Origin of the sequence: Pseudomonas sp. BN415, assembly GCF_029871195.1 — a bacterium.
Taxonomy (GTDB): domain Bacteria; phylum Pseudomonadota; class Gammaproteobacteria; order Pseudomonadales; family Pseudomonadaceae; genus Metapseudomonas; species Metapseudomonas resinovorans.
On the sequence record NZ_SSOK01000051.1, the window covers coordinates 1 to 22452 of the forward strand.

The window sequence follows — 22452 nt, forward strand, 5'->3', positions numbered from 1 at the left end:
GTAATTGGATGGACTCGCCCTCGCCGAGGCGTCGAGCGCGCCACGGTGGCACCCTACGATAACCACCGACAGCGAGGGCAAGGCCATGCAAAAGCGTACGACGAAACCGCAAGCTGCACACCCGGAAACGCTCTCTCTGTGCACGACAGTCGCTGTTGATCTGGCCAAGCAGGTGTTCCAAATCGCCGGCGAAGAGGCGCACGGAGAGCTGGTGTACGAAAAGCGTCTCCAGTCGCGCGAGGCGTTCTCGAGGTTTTTGTACCAGATCGCCAAGGGCGCGACGGTCTTGCTGGAGACCGGGCCGGGCGCACAAGCCTGGGCAAGACAGGTGCAGGCCCTGGGTTGTCAGGTGCGCTTGTTACCCGCACAGCGAGTCGCCGAGCACCGCAGTGGTGCCAAGAACGATCGCAACGATGCGCAGGCGATCTTGCGCGCCGGACGCGATACCACCATCCATGCCGTACCGGTGAAAACCGTGGAGGCCCTGGCCATGCAGGCGGCGCATCGGGTCAGACAGGGCTACCTACGGCGCCGGACGACGCTGGGCAATCAAATCCGGGGGCTGCTGCTCGAGCATGGCCTGGCGATCCCGCAAGGCGCTGCAGCGCTCAGCGACCGCGTGAGCCGGATTCTGGAGGATGCCACGTTGCCGCTGCCAGACCTGCTGCGTGAGCTGATCGCCGATATGCAGGCGGAATGGCAGGCGCTGGAAGGCCGTCTCCTGCTGCTGACCAAACGGCTGGAACAATGTGCACGCGCGGACAAGACCGCCTCGCGACTGATGAGCGTGCGCGGGGTTGGGCCGATCATCGCCACTGCCCTGGTCGCCAAGCAGGTCAAGCCCGCGTGCTTCCCGAATGCACGCCAGTTCGCGGCCTACTTTGGCCTGGTACCCGATCAGCACAGCAGCGGGCAGAAGGTTCGGCTCGGCAAGATGAGCAAACGCGGTGATGGTTATCTGCGCAGCCTGATGGTCGAGGGCGCCCATGCGGTGCTCCGCACGCTCAAGGCTGACTCCGAGGAAGTGGACGACCGTCGGCTGAACCGCTGGATGCAGCGGCACGGACGCAAGGGGGCGGCCATACGTCTGGCCAACCGCAACTTGCGTATCGTCTGGGTGCTGCTGCAGTCGGACGCCCGCTACTGCCGTAATCCCTCTGTCCAACCGGGAGCAACGATAGCCGAATAGATCCCACGAGATCCCGCCACCGAGGCGCTGAGCGCCTCAACCGCTGCTGAGAACATTGACCCCAGGTCAGACCGTCGCGCGATGATGCCTGCCATCCTACTGGCCCCTAAGCCTCTTCGTAATTGGCACGGCGCGAGCTCAGACAATGTTGGCCCGGAGCCCCTTTGCGGCTCCCTTGCTGAGGCCTGATACATAGATGCAACCGGGTTTCTCTGTTCAAAGCGGGTTGACAGTAAAAGGCGAGTCCATACATAGGATGGGTAGAGGAACGACACCCATCAGCGTGGCCCGGCCGTGGCACTCAAACCCCGCATTCGTTCTGCAGGTTGGCCTGAGTGATGTTGCTGCCTTCCGGCACGCTGCGGGTCAGCCAGACGTTACCGCCGATGGTGGAACCCTTGCCGATGGTGATGCGGCCGAGGATGGTCGCGCCGGCATAGATCACCACATCGTCTTCGACGATCGGGTGACGCGGTTGACCCTTCTGCAGGTTGCCTTCCTCGTCCGATGGGAAGCGCTTGGCGCCGAGGGTTACCGCCTGGTAGATGCGGACACGCTCGCCGATGATCGCCGTCTCGCCGATGACGACGCCCGTGCCATGGTCGATGAAGAAGCTCTTGCCGATCTGTGCGCCGGGGTGGATGTCGATGCCGGTGGCCGAATGGGCGATCTCGGCGATCATCCGCGCCAGCAACGGCAGCCCGGCCTTGTAGAAGTAGTGGGCCAGGCGATGGTGGATCACCGCATGCACGCCCGGATAGCAGATCAGCACTTCATCGACGCTGCGCGCCGCCGGGTCGCCCTGGAAGGCGGCCAGCACGTCGGTATCCAGCAGCACCCGCAGCTTGGGCAGGGTGGCGGCGAATCCCTTGACGATCTCGATGGCCTGGCAGGCGATGTCATCGCCGCTGGCGCCATTTTGTCGTGCGGCGTAGGAGAGCTCGCGGCGCACTTCACCGGCCAGGGCGTTGAGCGCGACGTCCAGGGTGTGGCCGACGTAGAAGTCCTCGCTTTCCTCACGCAGGTCTGCCGGGCCGAGGCGCATGGGGAAGAGGGCGCCGCCCAGGGCCTCTATGATTTGCCCGACAGTGACGCGCGACGGCAGTTCGCGGCCGCCACGGTCCTGCAGGCGGCCATGTTGGCTGCGCCATTGGGCGCGGGCGTCGCGCAGGTCGTTGACGATCTGGTCGAGCTGCCAGTTCACCGGCTGGCAGCCGGTGGCGACGTAGGGAAGTCTGTTCATTGGGGTACCTGTATGGCGCGGTCCGGATCGCTATAGCGTGCGGAGAATCACCTGTTTTCTGCAAGAGGTGATTTGCCGTAAACCTGTGTTCAGTCGGCCGGCACCAGGGGCTGGGCCTGCTGGCGTGGCGGTGCTGTCACGGTACAACCGATGGAGGCGAGGATGATGCAGAGGATCGCCAGCCACTGCAGCAGCGACAGGTGCTCGCCGAGGAAGATCAGCCCGGAGAGCGCGCCGAATGCCGGCTCGATGCTCATCAGGGTGCCGAACGTCTGCGCCGGCAGGCGGGTAAGGGCGATCATTTCCAGGGTGTAGGGGATGGCCGTGGAGAGCAGCGCGACGGCCAGGGCAACGGGCAACAGTTCCGGGCGCAAGAGGTCGGTGCCGGCGTGCACGATGCCGACCGGGGCGATGAAGAGGGCGGCCACCAGCACGCCCAGCGCCGCACCCTGCATGCCGTGGTCGCTGCCGGCACGCGCACCGTAGAGGATGTACAGCGCCCAGCAGATGCCCGCACCCAGGGCGTAGGCCATGCCGGTCAGGTCCAGGTGGCCGCCGGTCTTGCCGAGTGGCAGCAGGAGCCAGAGGCCCAGGGCTGCCAGGCCGATCCAGATGAAGTCGATGGCCCGCCGCGACGCGAACAGCGCTACCGCCAGCGGCCCGGTGAATTCCAGCGCGACGGCGATGCCCAGCGGAATGGTGCGCAGGGACATGTAGAACAGCAGGTTCATACCGCCCAGGGCCAGGCCGTACATGATCAGCGGTCGCAGGGACGCCTTGCTGATGCGCGCGCGCCACGGGCGCAGAATCAGCGCGAGGATGATGGCGGCGAACACCAGGCGCAGGGTGGTCGTGCCCTGGGCGCCGATGACCGGGAACAGGGTCTTGGCCAGGGAGGCGCCACTCTGGATGGAAGCCATGGCCACCATGAGGACGGAAACAGGCAGCAGGGTGGAAGCGAGGCGGCTCGACAGCGGGGGCATTTGGCGGAATCCGAAATGTAGAAGGGCTGGCGTCTTGATATGCTTATGTGCAACATAATGCGCAAAAGTCAGGGTGTGAGCAATATGTTGCCCAAATCGGATGAACGTCCCAACGTTCTCGAACATGTCTCGGAAAACGTCCGCCGGCTGCGCCGCGCCGCAGGTCTGAGCCAGGAGGCCCTGGCCACGGCCGCGGGTGTCAGCCGGCGCATGCTGGTGGGCATCGAGGGTGGCGATGTGAACGTCAGCCTGGCCACCTTGGATCGCATCGCTGCGGCCCTTGGCGTGCTGTTCCCCGATCTGGTGCAGCAGCCGGATCGTCCCGACCGTTCACGTATCAATGCCGTGGCCTGGGTGGGCAGCAAACCGGGCAGTCGCGCCACCCTGCTGGCCAGTTCGGCGACTCGCCATGAAGTCGAGCTCTGGAGCTGGTCGCTGGCGCCGGGTGAGCGCTACACGGCCGAACCGGATGCCGAAGGCTGGCGCGAGATGATCTTTGTGATCGAGGGCAATCTGAGTGTGCTGCGCGGCGATGATAAACAGCGAGTCGAGGCTGGAGACTTCCTGGTGTTCGGCAGCGACCGACTTTACACCTATGCCAATGAAGGCGAGGTGATGGTGCGCTTCGTTCGCAATGTGCTGACCTGAGCCTCAGACGTGGCCGGAAGCCTCGTAGAGTGGGCGGACGGCGCTTTTTCGCCTGCCGTCCGGAGCGCGAGTGTTGATGGAGGAGGGCAGTTACGCCTGCTCGTCCTCATCCTCGGCGTCACCGCCGAAGGCATCCAGGCAGCGCAGTAGGTGCTCGCCGTCGGTTCCAGCCAGCTTCCAGCAGCCGGTCTCGGCGTCGAAACCTGCGCTCTGCACGGCAGCCTGGGTGAAACGCCATTCGCGGCGGGTGCGACCGTCGATGCACTCGACCCGCAGCAGCTGGGCCTCGGGATCACCCGGCTGGCCTGCCTCCAGGGCGTCCAGCAGTGTTTCATCCAGGTCGAACTCCCAGGCGTGGAGGTCGTCGATTTCCAGCATGTCGGCGGCCAGCAGGGCATCCAGCAGGGTTGGGTGAGTCATGGGGCGTGCATCCATCAATCGGTCGAGTGGCGCGGGATGATAAGCCAGGACGCCCGTCATTGCTCGGCCGAGCTTTCCAGGTATTGCTGGTTTTCTTCGCGAATGCGCCGGCCTTCTTCATCGTAGAGGAAGGGCAGGAACATATAGCGGCGCCCGGCAGTGACCGGGGTGGCTTCATGCAGCAATGAGCAGGAGAACACCACGGCGCCGCCCGTTGGGGCGCTGTACAGGCTGCGGCCGAATTCCGGGAAGCGCAGGCAGCCACCTTCGTACTCGCCGCTGTTGAGGAACAGGGAGACCGCGAAGCGGCGGTGGGCGGTGCCCTTGGTGGTGTTGTCGCGATGGGGGCGGAAGTGACCGCCTTCTTCGGCGTCGTAGCAAGCCACGAGGTAACGCTCCATGCGGGTGGCATGGAACTGGAAAGCCTTGAGCAGTTCCGGCACCAGCCGCGTGGTGATGCGATGTGCGCAGGTGTCGCGCAGTTTATCGTCGTCCAGGGAGCAGTCGCGGCGGCGCTTGTGGTCATGCTTGACCTCCTCCACCGTCTTGCCGTCACGCTCGATCATGTAGCCGGATTCGGTACCTCCATGCCGGTCGTAGTAGTCGATCAGCGCTTTGCACAGGCCCGGCTCGAAGATCCGTGGGATGACCAGCACCGGCGCCTGGGCCCGGGCGATGCTAGCCGGGCGTATGGGGTCCTGGGCCTGGAGCAGGGCGAGGAGGGCGTCCACGTGGCCTTCGCCACCGGGCCGGATGGGCAGCGCGGCGATCACCCGCAGGCGCGGGTCGAGCAGGTAGGTCATCTGACGGACGGCGCCGTTTTCCTGTTGCACGCCGTACAGGTTGCAGATGGTGCGGTCGAAATCCCAGAAGAAGCGGATGCCGGGTAACAGGTCACGGATGCGCTGTTGCTCGCGATCACGCGGGTCGACCGTGACGCCGAAGAAGCTCGCCTGGTCGTCGTCGAAGCGCTCGCGGCGCGCCAGCAGGTCAGTGAGTACGCGCGCTGCCGTCGGGTCCGAGGATGACCCCAGGAAGCTGAGGACGATATAGCGCCCGGCGACGGTATCGAAGGTGAAGCGTTCCCGGCTGGGGGTGCTGCTGGTGAACCAGGGCACCGCTTCGCCCGGGTCCACGGGGGAATTGCGCTGGGTCATGGTTGCCTCCATCTGCTTGAACTCAAGCTAGACCACCCGCATTCCGCGTGCCTTGCCCGCCGCCGGACGCGGCATCGCAGGGTATGACCGGTGCTTTACTCGCTCCCAGGCGGCGAACCTATGCCGGGTTCAAGTGGGGAGGCCGCTTCCGACCGGGGCTTGCCAATACCCGGGAGGTCGTCGGTTCCGTGCCACTCTGTAGGCAGGGCCGAGTGCAGCGAAGCCCAGCCTACAGATGTGCTGGCCTCAATAGTCGTTCTTGCACCCGGTTCCCCAGACCAGGTATTCGATCGTCTTCTCTTGCATCTGGCTGTCCTCATACGTCATGCGCGCCGGCCCGATACCGCAGAAGGTAGAGAGGTCGGTCATCTGCACCACCCGGGCGATATCCAGGTGCACCCCGTATTCGTACTGGGTAACGGGTTGCGTCGCCTGGTCGGTCGTGGCGGCCAGGGCGGCGGTGGAGGCAAGGCTGAGAGTCAGGGCGACGACAAGGGTTTTCATAGTGGATTCTCCTGCTGGAGAGGGGAGGTTGCGGGTAGTCCCGCGTCTACTGACCGTCAGGCTTCGGGCGAATGCCGCTGCCGGTGGTCATGCTCGAGAGCACGCCATCCCTGCGGATGAGCGCGTGGTAGAGGGCCGCCGCCAGGTGCGCCAGGATGCTGATGAACAGCAGGTACGCCAGTACAGTGTGGGCCAGGCGCAGCGAGGCATAGAGCCGGGCGTCCTGCGGGGCGATGGGCGGCAGCAATACGGACTCGTGGAGCGCCACCGGGTAGCCGCCAGCGGACTGCATCGCCCAGCCCACCAGCGGCAGGGCGAGCATCAGGGCGTACAGCAACAGATGGGACAGCTTGGCGACTCCCCGTTGCCAGCCGGGCATGTCGTCGGGCAGGGGCGGTGTGGGACTGGCCAGGCGCACGGCTAGACGGATCAGTACCAGGGCCAGCAAGGTCACGCCTAGGGGCTTGTGCAGGGCCACCAGGGTGCTGTGGCGCGGGGACAGGTCGCCCACCATGCTGACGCCGATGAAGAGCATGGCCAGCAGCAGGATCGCCATCAGCCAGTGAATGACCCGCAGCAACAGGCTGAAATGGGTGGGCGCAGTCATTGTTGGGCTCCTTGCGCGGCATGGGGCGCACCTTCGCGGGTGCGGCGGTTATAGGACACGGCGTAGGCGGCCGAGCGGGCGGCGAGGATGGGGTCGTCGGAGGCCTGGATGCCGTCCGGCAGCACCAACGGGTCGAAGTTGATGTCGCGACAGGCGCCTGTGTCCTGGGGCTCGGCGCTTTCCACCACTAAGGTACCGGCGTCCACCTGACGGCGCTCGGCCGGCCACTGGCGGGTGGCGTCGTGGGTCGGGTCGCCGGGGTCGGCCAGCGTCAGTACGAGGTGCCAACGCAGCGGGCCCTGGGCCAATCGCTGTTGCAGGTCATGACTGAGGAAGTCCGGATCATTGCCGGCCTCGCCCAAGGGCGCGTAGGCTGCCTCCGGCTGTACGGACCAGCGAACGTACTGGCCATTACCGGCGGCATCTACCAGGCGGAAGGCGTTGATGCCGTTGTAGGCGACGTTGGCGAAGCTGTTGCTGGGTTTCGCGGCCTGCGCCCATTGGCGGAACGCGGCGCTCTCCGGATGGGCGGCAAAGAAGGCCTGCATCCTCAAAGGGTCGGGTTTGCCGGTGGTGGGATCGGGGCGCGAGGCGAGCACCTGCTCGTAGAACGCCTCCGGGGTGGCCACCGGCAGCACCGGCGGGGTGTTCATGCCGGTGCGCCACTGTTCACCGCCGGGCAGCTGGAAAAGCAAGGCCATACTGCGAGTCGGAACACCGGCATCCGGGGCGTGGGGATTGCTGCCGCCGATGGCCAGGCGACCGATCACCGGCACCTTGCCAGGGGCGAAGACGCTGGCGCGGGACAGCTTCTCGGCCTGGCCGCTACTCTCGAAATGGCCCGCAATGCAGATGCCCTTCGCGTGATTCTTGCGGTAGCCGGGGAACTTGCCGGCATTGGCCTCGAAGGCGTCGATGATCTGGTGCGGGGTGAGGCGCTCGCTACCGAGCCAGCCGGCGGCATAGCCAAAACCTGCGGCCAGGCCGCCGACGGCGAAGCCGATCAGGGCCAGTCGGGCGGCCAGGTCGAACCCCTTGGGTGTTGCCTTGCTCATGCGATACTCCCGGGCCATATGCCCTTGTCCATGAGCCGGTGAGACGCGGCGCCCCAAGCTTTATTCCCGACGGGGAATAAAATCCTGCTTCGCACGTCTCTCTGTCGCACCTTTGGCAGAAGCGGCACACAACCTGACTATGAACATGATCGATGACGCGGAACTGCGGGAGTTGTTACAGCGGCTGAGGCGATTTGCGCTGTGGCTGACGCGCAATGCCAGCAGCGCCGATGACCTGGTCCAGGCAACCCTGGAACGGGCACTTTCCCGCTGGGGCAGCAAAGGCGACGGCAACTTGCGCGCCTGGCTGTTCGCCATCCTTTACCGGCAGTTCCTCGATGGGCAGCGCAAGGCCCGTCGCCATGCGCGGCTACTGGAGTTCTTCGGTGGCCGCAGCCAGGAAGCCCCTTCCACTGAAGAGCTGGTGGTCAACCAGGCCACCCTGGAAGCTTTCGGCCGGCTACCGGCGGAACAACGTGCACTGTTGTTGCTGGTGAGTGTGGAAGGCCTCAGCTACAAGGAGGCCGCTGAAGCCCTGGGGATTCCCATCGGCACCGTGATGTCCAGGCTGTCCCGCGCACGCAAGGCGCTGCGCGAACTGGCCGAGGGCGAGATGTCCAACCCTCAGCTGCGGGTACTCAAATGAACGCATTCCATCCCAGCGAAGACGACCTGCACGCTTATCTCGACGGTGAGCTGGACGCCGAGCAGCGCCAAGCGGTGGAGGCTTATCTGGCGGCCAATCCGGAAGCGGCCGCTCAAGTAGAGGCCTGGCGGCGCGACGCCCAATGGTTGCGCGCTGCGCTGGCGAATCCGGGCGTCGCCCCCAACCCGCGCCTCGAACCGGTAGCGATCCGCGCTTCGCTGCGTGCCCGCAAGCAGCGCCGCCTGGCCCTGGCAGCGTCCTTCGTGCTGGCGCTGGGCGCAGGCGGCCTGGGCGGCTGGCAGGCGCGGGACATGAGCCTGCTGGCGTCCAACCCACCCATGCAGGATGCCCTGCAGGCTCATCGGCTGTTCTCGACCAGCCCGGTGGTGGATATCCAGGCGCGTGTGTCGGGTGAGTTGCAAGCCTGGCTGGACCAGCGCTTCAGCCACGCGGCGCGGATTCCTGATCTCAGCCCCTATGGCTTCACCCCGGTGGGCGGTCGCTGGCTGGTGACCGAGCAGGGCGCAGCAGCCTTGCTCCTGTTCGAAGACGGCCAGGGGCAGCGGGTCAGCCTGTACCTGCGGGCGCCGGGCTCGCTGTATCCGAGCATGCAGAAGGGTCAGCGCCGTGATGGCGAGCTGGAGGCGCGGTACTGGTCGAGGGACGGCTACAACTACGCGCTGGTCAGCCGGGAAGGGGACCCGCGCGGGGAAGTGCTGGGGCGGGCGTTGTCGTTCTGATCGGAAGGGGCCAATTCATTCGCCAAGGGCAACGGAGTTGCCCCTCAGCCACGAGGGGCAGTCCTGCGGCCTGCTTGGCGATTGAAATCGCCCCCACAAGAATCGCCAGCTCAGATCCGTAGGATGGGTCGAGGCACGAAACCCATGCGGAGCATGGCTGATACCGGACGCTGTAGGGTCCGCAATGCAGTCGTTTCACCAACGGCTGCACCCGCCGCGCGAGCACTCATTGCGACACCTCCTGACTGTCCTTCATCAACAACGTCAGAGTTGGCACACATGGCCAAGCATCCGTTATAGGGACATTACAAACCCAGCTCCGATAGGCCTGGGTGATCATCAGGGCGACGCCCAAGCGGCCAGCGGAATTTCCGCTCGGCCTCGGTAATAGGTAGGTCGTTGATGCAAGCGAATCGATGGGCCATCAAGCCGTTCTCGGCGAATTCCCAGTTCTCGTTGCCGTAGGAACGGTACCAGTTGCCGGAGTCGTCATGCCATTCGTAGGCATACCGTACAGCAATGCGATTTGCGGTGAATGCCCATAACTCCTTGATCAGGCGGTACTCAAGTTCCTTGTTCCACTTACGCGTGAGAAATGCCTCGGCCTCGGCCCGACTGGTGGCGAACTCTGCACGGTTGCGCCACTTAGTGTCGGGGGTATAAGCGAGAGCCACTTTGGCAGCATCGCGGCTGTTCCAACCGTCTTCGGCCAGCCGGACTTTGAGGATGGCGGTCTCGCGGGTGAATGGCGGAACCGGCTGACGAACTTCGGACGTAGACATGGCTGTTGCTCCTGGTGGCAAAGGTGAATGGGGGATGACACTGCTCAGTTGGCCGATAAAACGCGACTCAAGCGAGTGGGGCAGGGACGGTCGTTCGCACTGCCCGCCATAAGCTCGAGAGGCGGCCGGCCGACTCATGCGTCGACTCTTCAACGAGACTGGCAGGGTGCTCGGGCGTGGCGACCAATTGTGGTAGCAGAAGGCTCGCCTCCCACTCCATTGCATCAGCGCCCCGCGACGACATTGGCGCGTCGTCCCACGACAGAAGCTGGTCCATTTCCCAGCTATGGAAAGCTGTTCTGTTCATCTCGCAGCTCCTCGCTAAAGATCAAGGACCAGGGGGAGTGGGGTGCCCTCGGTTTGCGCTGGTACGGCGCAGCAGATCAGCACCTTGTCGCCGTCCGGCAACTGCGCCGGTGGATTTGTGTAATGCACGGAGCCACTGATCAGCCGGGCGGCGCAGGTTCCGCATGAGCCGCCACGGCAACTGAACTCGGGCGTCAGGCCACGGCTTTCGGCCAGTTCCAGCAGGCTTCCGCTGTCGGGCTTCCAGCGCGCTTCGGTTGCAGATGCCGAGAAATACACCGGCACTGGCACTCCGGCCGCCGGTGGCTGAACCCATGTCGGTGGCAGTTCGGTTTCCGAGCGGCGCAGCGCAGAGGGGCCGAATGCCTCAGCATGGATGCGATGATCCGGGATGTTCACCCCACGCAGACCGTCGTACATGTCCTGAAGAAATCCGGCTGGGCCGCAGAGGTAGAAGTCATAGTCATCCAGCGGCAGTCGTGCCTTGACCTGGGCGAAGGCCAGGCGGCCTGCCAACTGGTAATCACGGTCGAGTAGCGCCTCGGTTCCTGGATTGCTCAAGGCACGATGGATATGCAGCAGTCCAGCCGAGCCCTGCAGTAACTCCGCCAGCTCCAGCTGAAATGGCAGTTCCTCCAGCGTTCTTGCGCTCTGGAACAGGTGGATTTTGCGTGTCCTCTGGTGTTGCTGGTTTTGCGCTACCAGCTCTCGGACCATCGAGATCATTGGGGTGATGCCAACGCCGGCACCGATCAACACCACCGGTCGTTCGTTTTCATCAACCAGGGTGAAGCTGCCCAACGGCATCCGCACCTCCAGCAGATCACCCACCTGCACGTGCTCGTGCAGGTGGCGCGAGGCCTTGCCCTGCAGTTTCACGCTGATGCGGATATGCCCATCGGAAGGCGCGCTAGAAACGCTGTAAGTCCTGACCAGAGCCTCTTCCTCTGAACCCATGATGCGCATCGGCAGGTGCTGGCCTGCGGCGAATGGCACTACGGCGCTGTCCTGTGGCTCAAGGTAGAACGAGCGGATATCTCTGCTTTCCTGCTGTACTCGCGCGACTCGCCATTGCTGCCATTGCCGGCGTTGTTCGCACTGCCGCACACGCTCGTCGGCTTCATCCCAAATCCCGGTCGCCAGGCTGGTGGGGGCGTAGCCGTGAAATTGCCAGCGAATGGCCACGGCGGCCGGGCGAAGGACTACGTGCTCAACCTCGACGGTCCAAAGGCGCTCTGCGCCTTCGAAGGACTTGATCAAGGGACTGTCCAGCAGCAGTTCGCTGCGCCCGCTGAGTTGCAGTGTGTCGCCGGTGGCAAAATCGATGAAAAGCAATCCGGCGATCGGGTTGGTATGCAGGTTCCCCAGGGTGTTGAAGAACAGGTTTCCGGCGTAGTCGGGAATGGTCAGCCGGTTGCCTTCGACTTTCACGAAACCGGCACGTCCGCCTCGATGGGATACGTCTACGGAGCGATTGTGGGCATCATGATCGACGTAGCTGGCGATGAAGAACGTATCGGCCGTGCGAATCAGGGCGCTGGTGTATTCGTCTAGCGCATTGAAATCTCGGCGCGGTGCCTTGCTGCTCGACGACTCGGCGACGCGCGTATAGGAGCGCTCCTGAATGTACTTGGGGCAGTTACCGTAGGAGTGCTCGACCGAAACCTCGAGCCCCTCTGCCGAAACCTGCTGGATCACGCCATTGATGCGATTGCGCCGACGCGTATGCAGCTCAATCCCGAGCATGCCGATCGCATGGCCTGCCTGCAGGCCAGAGGCGGCCGGGTCGTGCGGATCGGTTTGTGCAGCCAATAGCAGGTGCTGCGGGTCAGCGGAAGTGACGAAGCCTTCTGGCCCTTCGAGCAGAGTGGCCCAGGGGCGACCGTCCGTATCTACAGCACCGACCACGATGAACGGCAACTGGTGATAGAACTCACGGTGTTGGTCAGGCATGTAGTTGCGGATGACCTTCTGCCCGATCACTTCCATCTGCTCGGAGGCATGGACAATTTCCTGAAGCGCTCGCTCGCCGGCGTGCCACGGTGATTTACGGTGCTTGGGCAGATGGTCCATGGCTGGCGCTCCTTGGGAGAGCTGCCGGGGCTCCGGCAGCATGGTTGGTATTTAGCTGGCTTGCAGACCTGCGGCGGTGCGCTGCATGGGAACGAAGCCAGGCAGTGCTTCGATACGTTGCAGCCAGGCACGCACATTCGGGTAAGCCTCCAGCGATACGTTGCCTTCCGGGGCGTGGGCGATGTAACTGTAGTTAGCCACATCGGCGATGCTGGCCTCGGTTCCCGCCAGGAATGGGCTGTCGCTGAGTTCGACCTCCATTACCTTGAGCAGGGCATGGGCGCGGGCGATGACCTCGTCGGCATTGAATGCGGCACCGAATACCGTGATCAGCCGCGCGGCGGCCGGGCCATAGGCGACCTGGCCAGCAGCAACCGACAACCAGCGCTGGATGCGCGCCTCGGTGAGTGGGTCTTGTAGCTGCCAGCTACCGTTGCCGTATTTCTTTGCCAGGTAGACCAGGATCGCGTTGGAGTCACTGATCAGGGTGCCGTTGTCGTCAATCACGGGTACTTGGCCGAAGGCGTTGATAGCAAGGTACTCGGCTGTTTTGTGGGCGCCGTTTGCCAGGTCGACAAACACCAGCTCGGTGGGCAGGTTCAGCAGCGAGAGGAACAGCTCGACGCGGTGGGAGTGGCCGGACAGCGGGTGGCGATACAGCTTGATGGCGTTTGGCATGGCGATGGCTCCGTTTGGGTCGTGGGACTCAACGCAGCTGCAAACCAGGTTGGCGGTTGTTGCGTTGGTGGAGACATGCTGCGCCCATCGCTGGCGAAGCAGAACCACCATGCAGAGCAATCCATAATTTCGTTTTCCGAAATAAAACGTGATGGGAGGACGTTGCAACCTCAGCCCATAAAGGCCGGATGGGCACGCAACAGGGGCGTAGTAAAGTCGATAAAGGTCCGCACTCGTGCCTCGGCGCGGCGGCCGTGGCGGTAGATCAACTGCGCCGGTGCTTGCGGACTGGCGAAGTCCGCAAGCACCGGCACGAGTAACCCGCTAGCCAACTCATCATGGGCTTCGTAGCTCATGCAACGAACCAGGCCTGCTCCCAGTGTCGCTGCACGAATGGCTGCGCGCTGGGTCGTGCAGGTAAGCACTTGCGTGGGGTTCACCAGGCGGGTGGAGCGAGCGCAAGGAAAACGCCAGCCCGTCTCATAGCCTGGAGACGAGCTAAACACTGCTCGATGAGTCTTGAGATCTTCAGGTGTTTCGGGACGCCCCCATGCGCGCAGGTAGTCGGGTGAGCCACAGACAATTGGCCTGACCATACCCAGTGAAGCAGCGAACTCGGATGAGTTGGGTAACTGGCCGACGACCAGCGCAATGTCGATGCCATCCTTGAGGAGATTGGGTGCTCCATGGCTGGTCTGGATCGTCAGGCATACATCAGGATAGGCGTCCAGATAGGACAGGACTATCGGGGTGAAGATCTGCAAATCCATCAGTAGCGGAACTGCAACCGTCAGTTGGCCACCGGGTCGAGCATGCCGGCCGGCAGCAGAACGATCGGCACGCTCGGTCTCTTCCAGGATTTGCCGACAGCTTTGCGCGAACTGCTCGCCAGCCGGGCTCAGCTCCACACCGCGCGGACTGCGAAATAGCAAGGTGTTGTGTAGGCGCGCTTCCAAGGACGCAATGGTGCGCATGATGGTTGCTGGCGACAGCTCGAGATGCCGAGCTGCGGCGGCCAGGCTACCGGTCTGCACCACCGCTTCGAATGCCCGCATCTCGCGATATCGGCTCATTCCTATGCCACCGAAACGGTTTGCAGTGCTGGATCTGCAATGAGTCGAGCGGAGCAGTAGTCAACGAAAGTACGCACCTTCGCTGACACCCGCTTGTCGCCCTGATACAGCATGTGCACCGGCAGTGCAGGTGTCTGATACGCCTCGAGCAGGATCTCAAGTTCGCCTTTCGCCACCGGCTCGGCCACTTGGTAAGACAGAACCCGTGTAAGACCCCAGCCCATCCGTGCGGCATTGATAGATGCCTGGTTGGAGCTGACAATCAGGCGCGGTTTGGGATGCAAAACGATAGTGCTTTCCCCCACCCTGAATTGCCAGTCGGTGAGCAAACTACTCGCCGATGACATCACCATCGGCAACCCCAACACATCGCTTGGTTCCACGGGTCTGCCGACGCGATCAAGAAATGTCGGGGCAGCACATACGACTGTAGCGACCTGCCCGACCTTGACGGCCTGCAGGCCGGTGTCCGGCAGCTCACCTATGCGAATGGCTATGTCCACCCCCTCGTCGACCATGTTCACGAGGCGATCCACCAGCAGGGCATTTACAGTCACTTCCGGGTGCTCTGCCAGGTACTGTGTGATCAGAGGTATTAAATATTGCTCGCCGAACATAACCGGCGCAGTCACTGTCAGGTTGCCACGAGCGCGAACACTGCTACCGGTCGCCAGCTCTTCGGCTTCCTCCAGGTCGAGCAGGATGCGCTTGCAGTCATCCACATAGCGCCGCCCCGCTTCAGTCAGGCGTACGCTCCGGGTGCTACGTGCGAGCAGCAGTGTTCCCAGGCGATTTTCCAGACCAGCTATCACACGAGTTACGCTTGGCGGTGACATCCCTATCAACTTGGCGCCGCCGGCAAAACTCTCTGCTTCCGCGACGGCCAGCAGCACCTTCATTTCCTGAAACCTGTCCACAATCACCGCCAGTTTGCTGAGTGGATTAGCCGCTAACAGCGTAGCGCGGACGGTAACCTAATAATGTTTTTGAAGGTTAGTTTCGGCCGGTTACTGCCAATCTCCACCGGTAGCTTTGGGTCGGTTTTTTGCCTTTTGGCTAACAGCAAGGAGTCGAACTCTGCTCGTCTCCTCGCCGGGAAGTATCGTCACGGCTGTCGGTATCGAGATTGGCTCTGGCTTTGCGCTACTGGCACTTTTTTCCCAGTAGATTCGTGCGCTGGATGTGCCCGTGTTGGTCAGCCAATAGAGCGAGATGTTGTCCAGCATCTCGTCGCGCGTTAAAGCGCGCTCGCCGTACTTGTCGTAGAACCAGGCGACCAGCCCGGCCGGCGAGCTGGAGGCGCGGTACTGGTCGAGGGACGGCTACAACTACGCGCTGGGGCGGGCGTTGTCGTTCTGATCGGGAGGCCCCTCCCGGATTTCATCCGGGCTACGACTGCCCGTTAGCGACGGCTTCGGCCACCTTCGGGTGGTCTTTTTGCATTAGCGGGTAATACTTCTCTGCAAGGGTGGGCGTGTTGCTGAAGGCGCGCGCTGCCGGGAGGTGTGAGGTGAAAAAGCTATCAATTGTGGGTGTCGGTATTGTGGGTGAGGCGGCCGCTCAGATCATCGCCCGGGAAGAGTTCTGTCGTGAGTTGATGTTGATTGACGTGCAGGGTGAGTTGGCGCAGGGCAAGGCGCTGGACGTCTGGCAGGCGGCAGTTGAGTCAGGTTCTGATACCCGGGTTTACGGCGGGTCCAATGCCGAGTTGCTGCAGGATTCTGACCTGGTGGTGATTACGGCGGGTGTGCCCCGCAAGCCCGGTCAGTCGCGCCAGGATGTGTTGAGTATCAATCTGCCAATTCTCGACAGCATCATGCTGGATGTTAATCGTCATGCTCCGGCGGCGACGGTGTTGGTGGTGTCGAACCCGGTCGACGTGCTGACCTATCGGGCTTGGAGTCTCAGTGGGCTGGGACGCGACAGGGTGTTCGGGCAGGCGGGGGTGCTGGATACAGCGCGCATGAAGTGTTTCATCGCCGAGGAGACAGGGTTTTCTGCTCGGGATATCACGGCGCTGGTGCTCGGAGGGCATGGCGATAGCATGGTGCCGCTGATGCGTTACTGTGCGGTTGGTTCAGTGCCGCTGTCTCACTTCCTGTCCAGTCAGCAGATAGAGCGGATTGTAGAGCGCACACGTCAGGGTGGCGGCGAGATTCTGGGTTTGAAGAAGCTGGGGAGCGCCTGCGATGCGCCGGGCGTGGCCATTGCACAGATGGTGGATGCTATCGCCAATGGGCGAAACCGTATTTTGCCGACGGTCGCGATTCTCGAGGGCGAGTACGGGCGTACAGATATTGCCATGGGGGTCCCCTGTGTGCTGGCAGCGGAGGGGGTTGTGCGGGTAATCGAGTTGCCTCTGGATGCGCAAGAGCAGGCGATGTTCGACCGCTCTGCAGATCAGGTGGTGCGTGATATTGCTGAAATGAAAGCTTTGTGAGTGGGGGTATACGAGGGGGCACAAGGTTGGATACCTCCCATCGTCAGCGCGGGTTAGCGGGTAACCCGGCAGGATGCACCAACCGCTGTCGCCCGGCGTAGCTGCGCCATGACGTTCCCCGCCGTAATCGCCGCTGTAGGCGACATTGGGCAATTGCTCGCCGCCAGTGCCTCTGCGACCCAGGTATTGCAGGTATAAAACAGCGAATAGCTACCCTCGGCCTGGTAGAACCGGCTCTCTCCATACAGGCCAGGCCCGAGCATCGCCAAGGTGCCCGTCGCTGAGTGGGTGAAGGTCCCGGCCACGAACGCGAGCAGTCGCCGGTAGCCGTCCTCCGTCACCCGCACCTCGATGACCTCGCTTGCGGCAAAACGCCGCCTGGGGTCCCCGTCAATCTTGACCGCATGCAGCACGGTTCCCGTCGACCCGAACAAGGCTCGCAGGGCGAGGCTCAAGGTGGCCTGTGGGGCTCGGTAAAAGTCCTCGTCACCCCAGCCGAACTCAACGAAGTCGCCGTCGCCGAATTCTTCGGCCAGCTCGGGAAGCACCTGAAGTAGATCGGGGCGCGCAATTGCCAACCCGGTATGCAGGCCATGATTCACTACATAGACGGACCGCCAATCGCCACCCTCGTCCCTTGGCGGGGCCGACGCGGTCGCGCAGCCGAACAGTGTCAGCATCAGGGCCAGCACTACAATGCGCATGCACAAGGGTTTGGTGGCTCGCTAACGTACGTGGAACACCCCGGCAGGGGTGGGTGCTTATACAAGCATAGAAGCTGGCCCGCACCATCAAGCAGGCATCCAGGGGCAATCGCGGCAGGCAGAAATGTTCGCTAGATACCGGTGAGCGTGGACGTTCTGTTGAGCCATTCCACGCCCGGCGTATTGATCGAGCGCGGATAATGTTCCAGCGCTGTCCGCCGTGGAGGGGCCGAACCTATTGCGAGTTATGCGCCCTACGGTACTAGCGATGGTTGCGATAGCGTTCGGTCAAGGACTGCACGAGGGTGACGTAGGATTGCGTCTCGGCGTAGGGAGGCACCCCGTTGTACTTGACCACGGACGCTTCGCCGGCGTTGTAACCTGCCAACGCCAGCACCTGGTTGCCGTTGAAGCGCTTGAGCAGCCAGGCCAGGTAGCGCGTGCCGCCACGAATGTTCTGTCGCGCGTCGAACGGATCGTCTACGGCGAAGCGCTCGGCGGTGGCGGGCATCAACTGCATCAACCCCTGGGCGCCGGCTACGGAAATGACGTTGGGGCGAAACGCCGATTCGGCATGTATCACTGCGCGGACCAGCGCCCCGTCGACGCCGAAATGACCCGAAGCGGCTTCGATCTCCCGCCGATAGGAGCGGGTGTCCAGGCGCAGTGAGGCGACCTTGAAATCCTTCGGCGCCATGCACAGATAGCAGCCCTTGATGTAATCGAGCTCAAGGACAGTGACCCGAGCGGAGATCCCAACGGGGCGCCGGCTTACATATTTACGAACACCCTTGTGGACGAAGGTGTACACCCGAATCCGCACCGCGCCTGAGTCGTCGCCCCGCTCAAGCCTTGGCGGGGCCTTTGCCTTGGCGTCGACAGCGGCGCCCGCCATGGCATCCAGGCGAGTGCAGTGGGCGCTGGCGATGGCTTGGCTGGTGTAGCTGATGGTTCCGTCACTGGCGTGGCACTTGAACGTGGCGCTGGCGCACAGTGGAACGGCTAGCAAGGCCAGCTCGATGCAGCCGAGAAGGCTCTTGCGAGCCCATTGCCATGCTCTGGAACTCATCACATCGCTCCGCGCCGCAAGCGCCGATCGGCCCTGGGGACCTGGCCCGGGCAATCGGGAAACACCAACTGGGACTGTCGTCGCCGGCGGTAGCCCCCAGCGCGCATTGCGCACGCTCGCCGTGCTCCTGTTACTGGCAGGCCCCCAGGATTTCCCAGGCGCTGCCCGTGCAGGGCCTATCCTGAATGACCCACCGTTTGTTCTGGTAGTTATAGCCCTTGTAACCGGCCTTGGAACCTGCGTTGACGTACGGGCTTTCGGTACTCACGCGTGGCGCAGGCCTGATTGTTCGCACCATGCGTCGTCCCGGCTTGCCATGGCCGAAAACAAAGGACTGGAGCACGAAAAATCTGCCTCCTGGGCCGACGAACCTGGCCAAGACTGAATACAATTCACGTCCGAATACCCCAGGCCATGAGCATGGCTGCATCGAACAAGGAAACCGCCTCCATGGCCTCCTCTGATAAACAGCAAAAACGTGCCCAGCGGGCCAAAACCAAGGCCAAGCAGAACCGTTCGGGCAAAGCCAAGGCCAATGTCTTTCATCCGCTTCTGGCCAATCCGCTGGTCAACGAGCCATTCGATGATGTCAAAATCGACCTGAGCACCTTCGACTTCAAAGACATTGAAGAGAACGGTTTCGACCCGGCGGACTTCGACGATCTGTTCCAGGCGATGAACGTCGGCGAAGGCATCAGCCTACTGGCGATGTGCTTGGTGTTCCTGCAGTACCCGGTGCTGGAGCTGGTGGTCGCCGAGGAAGAGGAAGAGGCTGTCATCGACTTCATGATGGGCCTGCTGATCGTCTATCGCGGGATCTTCCACGATGAAGACGAAGACACGGCAGTCAGTTGGCTCGGCGGCGATGCCTTCCAGACTGCCTACAACGAAGCGTCGATGATCCTGCAGAAGAAGTACGCTCGCGGCACCTCAAGCGCCTGAGTTAAGCCGCGCGCCGAGCGGCCACTGGTGGCCAGTCCATTCGGCCGGATAGCTGCTCTTGGCTGATAGTTCCCCTTCAAGATGGGCAACCACCGGCCTTCCCGACTCAGCAAATCTTCGCGCGGATGCATCTGCCAATGCGCAGTGTCTTCCGTGATCAGGCTTCCGCGCGTTGGGCCTCGCTTCGTCCCGCGCCAACCTATGGGCGGGCGCGGGTGCTTCGTGCGGGGGCGCGGAGTTACGCCTGCATCGCCGCGCCATGCACATCCATCGCCGCCTGGCGCAGGGCTTCGGAACGGGTCGGGTGGGGGTGGCAGGTGAGGGCGATGTCTTCGGCCGAGGCGGAGAACTCCATTGCCACGCAGTACTCGCCGATCATCTCGCTGACGCTCGGGCCGACCATGTGCACGCCCAGCACTTCGTCCGTGCGCTCATCGGCCAGTACCTTCACGAAGCCTTCGGTCTCATGGTTGATCTTGGCCCGGCTGTTCGCGGTGAAAGGGAACTTGCCGACTCGGTAGGGGCGTCCTTCGGCCTTGAGCTGTTCTTCGCTCTTGCCGACGCTGGCGACTTCCGGGCGGGTGTAGATCACGTTTGGTATGAGGTTGTAGTTCACCTCGGCGGCCTGTCCGGCGATGCGCTCGATGCAGACGATGCCTTCGTCTTCGGCCTTGTGCGCGAGCATCGCGCCGGAGGTCACGTCGCCGATGACCCAGACGCCGGGGGCCGTCGTCTGGTAGCGTTCGTTGGCGAGCATGCCGCGCGGGTCCGTGGCCAGGCCCACTGTCTCTAGGCCCAGCCCTTGGGTGTAGGGGCGGCGGCCGATGGCCACGAGCACGTAGTCGGCCTTGAGGGTTTCCGCGAGGCCGCCGGCTGCCGGTTCGATGGAAAGCTCGACGCCGGTCTTGCTGGATTTGGCGGTGGTGACCTTGGAACTGAGTTTGAAACTCATGCCTTGCTTGGTCAGGGCGCGCTGCAGGGTTTTGGCAGTCTCGTCATCCAGGCCCGGACAGATGCGGCCCAGATACTCCACCACTGTCACCTGGGCGCCCAGGCGGCGCCAGACCGAGCCCAGCTCCAGGCCGATTACCCCGGCGCCGATCACCACCAGGTGCTTGGGTACTTCAGGCAGGGACAGGGCGCCGGTGGAGTCGAGGATGCGCTCGTTGTCGATGGTCACACCGGGCAGGGGCGTCGGCTCCGACCCCGTGGCGACGACAATGTTGCGGGCTTCCAGGGTCTGCTGCTGGCCATCGGCGGCGGTCACCACAACCTTGCCAGCACCGTCGATGCGGCCCCAGCCCTTGACCCACTCCACCTTGTTCTTGCGGAAGAGGAACTCGATACCCTTGGTCAGCGCCGTCACGCTTTCGGCCTTCTGTTTCATCATCTGCGCCAGGTCAAGCTTGGGTTCGACCTGGATACCCAGGGTCGCGAATTCCTTGCCGGCTGCCGCCTCATACAGCTCTGAGGCATGGAGCAAGGCCTTGGAAGGCATGCAGCCAACGTTGAGGCAGGTGCCGCCCAGGGTCTCCCGGCCTTCGACGCATGCCACTTTCATGCCCAGTTGCCCGGCCTTGATCGCCGCGTTGTAACCACCTGGACCGCCACCAATCACCACCACGTCGTATGCGCTCATGGGCTCTACCTGTCGAAAAGTCGTAAGGGGAATGCAGAAGCCTAGTGGACAACCAGCAGCCTTCCAGCCGGTCAATAATCTGCTGGGATTACGGCTGTAATATTATGCTGGTCATATTTCCCGTCAAGAGGACGTGCGAAGGGCGCCTTTACCAGTCCAGGGTCAGACGGCTCTCGAAACAGCGGGGTTCGCCGCTGATGGGGTCGTTGAAGGCCAAGCTGCGGGCGAGCAATTTGAGGGGGCGCTGATAGTCGTCCGGCCCGCCCTTGTCGGTCAGCTCCGGGTAGAAGCCATCGTTGCAGATGGGCGCACCGAGGGCCGCCAGATGCACCCGCAGTTGATGCTGCTTGCCGGTGATGGGGTAGAGGTCGTAGCGCCAGAATTCGCCGTTCTTCTCCAGCACGTCCAGGCGGGTACGGGTATTGGGCTCGCCCTCTACTTCCTGCATGCGGAAGAAGGGCTCGCTCTTGCCGAGGCGCGTTTCCCGCAGCAGCGGGAAGTAGAGGCTGGGCAGTGCAGGGGCTATCGCTTCGTAGCGCTTGTGGATTTCCCGATCGCGGAACAGGGCGTGATAGATGTTGCGGCTGGCCGGGTTGGCGGAGAACAGCACCAGGCCGGCGGTATGGCGGTCGATGCGGTGCAACGGCACCAGGTGGGGGTTGCCCAGGCGCCGGGTGAGACGTGCCTGCAAGGTTTCTTCGACGTACTCGCCCGCAGGCATCACCGGCAGGAAGTGGGGCTTGTCGGCCACCACCAGATGTTCGTCGATGTGCAGCACCGATTCCTCGAAGGGAATGGCCTTCTCACCCTTCACCTCGCGGAAGTAGTGCACGCGCAGCGCCTCCTGATAGGGGTGCTCCGGGCCGAGCGGATTGCCCTGGGCGTCGGTCACCCTGCCGCCTGCCATGCGCTCCACCCAGGTGTCGCGGGGAATGGCCGGGAAGCGCGCGCAGAGGCAGTCCAGCACTGTGCTCCAATCGCCCTGGGGCAGGTGGAGGGTACTGGGGCGGATGCTGGGGATACGGGACATGGAGTGTTTCGGCAGATTGCAGGGGCGGGGCATTAGGCCGCAGCTGACTGACCGGAGTCAAAGGCAGAGGATAGAATGCACCGGCCGTGCGCCCGCGGGCAGGAGCCCCGCCGCGATGGAAGCCCCGTTGCAGGCGCACGCCAGGTTATTTTCAGAAGAGGACCGCTGTATGTACTTCAAATCGATTTCCCTCAGTCTTGCCCTTACCGGCCTGCTCCTGGCCGGCTGCAGCTCGACCGACAAACCCACTGCGCCCACTGCCGCCACCCCGACCGCCGAGGCATCTCCCAGCGCGGCCGCGCCGTCATTCTCCGGCACCTGCGATGCCACCGCCGTAGCCACCCTGGTCGGCAAGACCGCCAACACTGCCCTGGTCGAACGGGCCAAGCGCCAATCCGGTGCCGAAACCGCACGGATACTGCGCCCCCATGATGCCGTGACCATGGATTACAACTCCCGCCGCCTGAATATCGACGTGAGCGAAACCGACATCGTCAAACAGTTCACCTGCGGCTGATCGGCCG

Annotated in this window: 23 protein-coding genes; 7 read left to right on the top strand and 16 right to left on the bottom strand. The window is 63.2% G+C overall.

Annotated elements, in window-relative coordinates:
* Positions 1–85 precede the first annotated feature (85 nt).
* Entirely contained in the window at positions 86–1189 is a 1104-nt protein-coding gene (locus E8F20_RS11800; RefSeq protein WP_280282091.1) for an IS110 family transposase, read from the top strand.
* Between the two features lie 301 nt (positions 1190–1490).
* Here the strand turns inward: E8F20_RS11800 and epsC are convergent, their stop codons facing one another.
* Positions 1491–2432, bottom strand: a complete 942-nt coding sequence (gene epsC / locus E8F20_RS11805; RefSeq protein ID WP_280283886.1) for a serine O-acetyltransferase EpsC — start codon at positions 2430–2432, stop codon at positions 1491–1493.
* An 89-nt stretch (positions 2433–2521) separates the two neighbouring features.
* Positions 2522–3415: a threonine/homoserine exporter RhtA gene (rhtA, locus tag E8F20_RS11810; RefSeq protein ID WP_028631277.1), complete on the bottom strand. Its 894-nt coding sequence runs from the start codon at positions 3413–3415 to the stop codon at positions 2522–2524.
* A 57-nt stretch (positions 3416–3472) separates the two neighbouring features.
* On the opposite strand from rhtA, the gene E8F20_RS11815 reads away from it, so the two are divergent.
* Entirely contained in the window at positions 3473–4063 is a 591-nt protein-coding gene (locus E8F20_RS11815; protein WP_280283887.1) for an XRE family transcriptional regulator, read from the top strand.
* 90 nt (positions 4064–4153) lie between these two features.
* Here E8F20_RS11815 and E8F20_RS11820 read toward each other — a convergent pair whose 3' ends face one another.
* From E8F20_RS11820 to E8F20_RS11840, 5 genes are all read right to left on the bottom strand, one after another.
* Complete coding sequence (locus E8F20_RS11820; RefSeq protein ID WP_280283888.1) at positions 4154–4483, bottom strand: DUF5629 family protein; 330 nt, start codon at positions 4481–4483, stop codon at positions 4154–4156.
* A gap of 56 nt (positions 4484–4539) precedes the next feature.
* Positions 4540–5640: a 2OG-Fe(II) oxygenase gene (locus E8F20_RS11825; protein ID WP_280283889.1), complete on the bottom strand. Its 1101-nt coding sequence runs from the start codon at positions 5638–5640 to the stop codon at positions 4540–4542.
* 246 nt (positions 5641–5886) lie between these two features.
* Entirely contained in the window at positions 5887–6144 is a 258-nt protein-coding gene (locus E8F20_RS11830) for a DUF2790 domain-containing protein (RefSeq protein WP_028631281.1), read from the bottom strand.
* Positions 6145–6190: 46 nt separating this feature from the next.
* Positions 6191–6751 (bottom strand): cytochrome b/b6 domain-containing protein, encoded by a 561-nt coding sequence (locus E8F20_RS11835; RefSeq protein ID WP_280283890.1) that lies wholly within the window; start codon positions 6749–6751, stop codon positions 6191–6193.
* On the bottom strand, positions 6748–7806 hold the full coding sequence (locus E8F20_RS11840) for a catalase family peroxidase (RefSeq protein ID WP_280283891.1): 1059 nt from the start codon (positions 7804–7806) through the stop codon (positions 6748–6750). The genes E8F20_RS11835 and E8F20_RS11840 overlap by 4 nt, the downstream gene beginning before the upstream one ends.
* 139 nt (positions 7807–7945) lie before the next feature.
* On the opposite strand from E8F20_RS11840, the gene E8F20_RS11845 reads away from it, so the two are divergent.
* Both E8F20_RS11845 and E8F20_RS11850 read left to right on the top strand, forming a co-directional pair.
* The gene (locus tag E8F20_RS11845) at positions 7946–8452 is read left to right on the top strand and encodes a sigma-70 family RNA polymerase sigma factor (protein ID WP_280283892.1); all 507 of its coding nucleotides are present in this window, start codon (positions 7946–7948) and stop codon (positions 8450–8452) included.
* Entirely contained in the window at positions 8449–9192 is a 744-nt protein-coding gene (locus E8F20_RS11850; RefSeq protein WP_280283893.1) for an anti-sigma factor, read from the top strand. Before E8F20_RS11845 ends, E8F20_RS11850 begins: the two co-directional genes overlap by 4 nt.
* A gap of 305 nt (positions 9193–9497) precedes the next feature.
* Here the strand turns inward: E8F20_RS11850 and E8F20_RS11855 are convergent, their stop codons facing one another.
* The 5 genes from E8F20_RS11855 to E8F20_RS11875 all read right to left on the bottom strand — a co-directional run bounded on the left by E8F20_RS11855 (position 9498) and on the right by E8F20_RS11875 (position 15003).
* Positions 9498–9974: a nuclear transport factor 2 family protein gene (locus E8F20_RS11855; protein WP_280283894.1), complete on the bottom strand. Its 477-nt coding sequence runs from the start codon at positions 9972–9974 to the stop codon at positions 9498–9500.
* Between the two features lie 321 nt (positions 9975–10295).
* Positions 10296–12353, bottom strand: a complete 2058-nt coding sequence (locus E8F20_RS11860; RefSeq protein ID WP_280283895.1) for a pyridoxamine 5'-phosphate oxidase family protein — start codon at positions 12351–12353, stop codon at positions 10296–10298.
* A 51-nt stretch (positions 12354–12404) separates the two neighbouring features.
* Complete coding sequence (locus E8F20_RS11865; protein WP_280283896.1) at positions 12405–13031, bottom strand: glutathione S-transferase; 627 nt, start codon at positions 13029–13031, stop codon at positions 12405–12407.
* Between the two features lie 170 nt (positions 13032–13201).
* Entirely contained in the window at positions 13202–14104 is a 903-nt protein-coding gene (locus E8F20_RS11870) for a LysR family transcriptional regulator (RefSeq protein WP_280283897.1), read from the bottom strand.
* A gap of 2 nt (positions 14105–14106) precedes the next feature.
* Positions 14107–15003: a LysR family transcriptional regulator gene (locus E8F20_RS11875; protein WP_280283898.1), complete on the bottom strand. Its 897-nt coding sequence runs from the start codon at positions 15001–15003 to the stop codon at positions 14107–14109.
* Between the two features lie 611 nt (positions 15004–15614).
* Between E8F20_RS11875 and E8F20_RS11880 the strand changes: the two genes are divergently transcribed.
* Positions 15615–16544, top strand: a complete 930-nt coding sequence (locus E8F20_RS11880; protein ID WP_280283899.1) for a malate dehydrogenase — start codon at positions 15615–15617, stop codon at positions 16542–16544.
* A gap of 53 nt (positions 16545–16597) precedes the next feature.
* Here E8F20_RS11880 and E8F20_RS11885 read toward each other — a convergent pair whose 3' ends face one another.
* Entirely contained in the window at positions 16598–17224 is a 627-nt protein-coding gene (locus tag E8F20_RS11885) for a DUF2459 domain-containing protein (protein WP_280283900.1), read from the bottom strand.
* Positions 17225–17510: 286 nt separating this feature from the next.
* On the bottom strand, positions 17511–18317 hold the full coding sequence (locus E8F20_RS11890; protein WP_280283901.1) for a lytic transglycosylase domain-containing protein: 807 nt from the start codon (positions 18315–18317) through the stop codon (positions 17511–17513).
* Positions 18318–18767: 450 nt separating this feature from the next.
* On the opposite strand from E8F20_RS11890, the gene E8F20_RS11895 reads away from it, so the two are divergent.
* Entirely contained in the window at positions 18768–19259 is a 492-nt protein-coding gene (locus E8F20_RS11895; protein ID WP_280283988.1) for a hypothetical protein, read from the top strand.
* Between the two features lie 238 nt (positions 19260–19497).
* On the opposite strand, the gene lpdA is transcribed toward E8F20_RS11895, so the two are convergent.
* Positions 19498–20898: a dihydrolipoyl dehydrogenase gene (lpdA, locus tag E8F20_RS11900; RefSeq protein ID WP_280283902.1), complete on the bottom strand. Its 1401-nt coding sequence runs from the start codon at positions 20896–20898 to the stop codon at positions 19498–19500.
* A gap of 148 nt (positions 20899–21046) precedes the next feature.
* Positions 21047–21928 (bottom strand): pseudouridine synthase, encoded by an 882-nt coding sequence (locus E8F20_RS11905; protein WP_280283903.1) that lies wholly within the window; start codon positions 21926–21928, stop codon positions 21047–21049.
* A gap of 169 nt (positions 21929–22097) precedes the next feature.
* Between E8F20_RS11905 and E8F20_RS11910 the strand changes: the two genes are divergently transcribed.
* Positions 22098–22445: an I78 family peptidase inhibitor gene (locus tag E8F20_RS11910; protein ID WP_280283904.1), complete on the top strand. Its 348-nt coding sequence runs from the start codon at positions 22098–22100 to the stop codon at positions 22443–22445.
* Positions 22446–22452 lie beyond the last annotated feature (7 nt).

Excerpts from the sequence above, each read along its gene's own strand:
- E8F20_RS11890 (WP_280283901.1), bottom strand. The coding sequence starts at position 18,317 with ATGAGTTCCAGAGCATGGCAATGGGCTCGCAAGAGCCTTCTCGGCTGC.
- E8F20_RS11865 (WP_280283896.1), bottom strand. The coding sequence starts at position 13,031 with ATGCCAAACGCCATCAAGCTGTATCGCCACCCGCTGTCCGGCCACTCC.
- E8F20_RS11820 (WP_280283888.1), bottom strand. The coding sequence starts at position 4,483 with ATGACTCACCCAACCCTGCTGGATGCCCTGCTGGCCGCCGACATGCTG.
- E8F20_RS11830 (WP_028631281.1), bottom strand. The coding sequence starts at position 6,144 with ATGAAAACCCTTGTCGTCGCCCTGACTCTCAGCCTTGCCTCCACCGCC.
- E8F20_RS11895 (WP_280283988.1), top strand. The coding sequence starts at position 18,768 with ATGGCCTCCTCTGATAAACAGCAAAAACGTGCCCAGCGGGCCAAAACC.
- E8F20_RS11815 (WP_280283887.1), top strand. The coding sequence starts at position 3,473 with ATGCGCAAAAGTCAGGGTGTGAGCAATATGTTGCCCAAATCGGATGAA.
- E8F20_RS11845 (WP_280283892.1), top strand. The coding sequence starts at position 7,946 with ATGAACATGATCGATGACGCGGAACTGCGGGAGTTGTTACAGCGGCTG.
- E8F20_RS11840 (WP_280283891.1), bottom strand. The coding sequence starts at position 7,806 with ATGAGCAAGGCAACACCCAAGGGGTTCGACCTGGCCGCCCGACTGGCC.
- E8F20_RS11855 (WP_280283894.1), bottom strand. The coding sequence starts at position 9,974 with ATGTCTACGTCCGAAGTTCGTCAGCCGGTTCCGCCATTCACCCGCGAG.
- E8F20_RS11800 (WP_280282091.1), top strand. The coding sequence starts at position 86 with ATGCAAAAGCGTACGACGAAACCGCAAGCTGCACACCCGGAAACGCTC.
- E8F20_RS11910 (WP_280283904.1), top strand. The coding sequence starts at position 22,098 with ATGTACTTCAAATCGATTTCCCTCAGTCTTGCCCTTACCGGCCTGCTC.
- E8F20_RS11875 (WP_280283898.1), bottom strand. The coding sequence starts at position 15,003 with ATGAAGGTGCTGCTGGCCGTCGCGGAAGCAGAGAGTTTTGCCGGCGGC.
- E8F20_RS11860 (WP_280283895.1), bottom strand. The coding sequence starts at position 12,353 with ATGGACCATCTGCCCAAGCACCGTAAATCACCGTGGCACGCCGGCGAG.
- epsC (WP_280283886.1), bottom strand. The coding sequence starts at position 2,432 with ATGAACAGACTTCCCTACGTCGCCACCGGCTGCCAGCCGGTGAACTGG.
- E8F20_RS11870 (WP_280283897.1), bottom strand. The coding sequence starts at position 14,104 with ATGAGCCGATATCGCGAGATGCGGGCATTCGAAGCGGTGGTGCAGACC.
- E8F20_RS11850 (WP_280283893.1), top strand. The coding sequence starts at position 8,449 with ATGAACGCATTCCATCCCAGCGAAGACGACCTGCACGCTTATCTCGAC.
- E8F20_RS11835 (WP_280283890.1), bottom strand. The coding sequence starts at position 6,751 with ATGACTGCGCCCACCCATTTCAGCCTGTTGCTGCGGGTCATTCACTGG.
- lpdA (WP_280283902.1), bottom strand. The coding sequence starts at position 20,898 with ATGAGCGCATACGACGTGGTGGTGATTGGTGGCGGTCCAGGTGGTTAC.
- E8F20_RS11905 (WP_280283903.1), bottom strand. The coding sequence starts at position 21,928 with ATGTCCCGTATCCCCAGCATCCGCCCCAGTACCCTCCACCTGCCCCAG.
- rhtA (WP_028631277.1), bottom strand. The coding sequence starts at position 3,415 with ATGCCCCCGCTGTCGAGCCGCCTCGCTTCCACCCTGCTGCCTGTTTCC.
- E8F20_RS11885 (WP_280283900.1), bottom strand. The coding sequence starts at position 17,224 with ATGCTGACACTGTTCGGCTGCGCGACCGCGTCGGCCCCGCCAAGGGAC.
- E8F20_RS11825 (WP_280283889.1), bottom strand. The coding sequence starts at position 5,640 with ATGACCCAGCGCAATTCCCCCGTGGACCCGGGCGAAGCGGTGCCCTGG.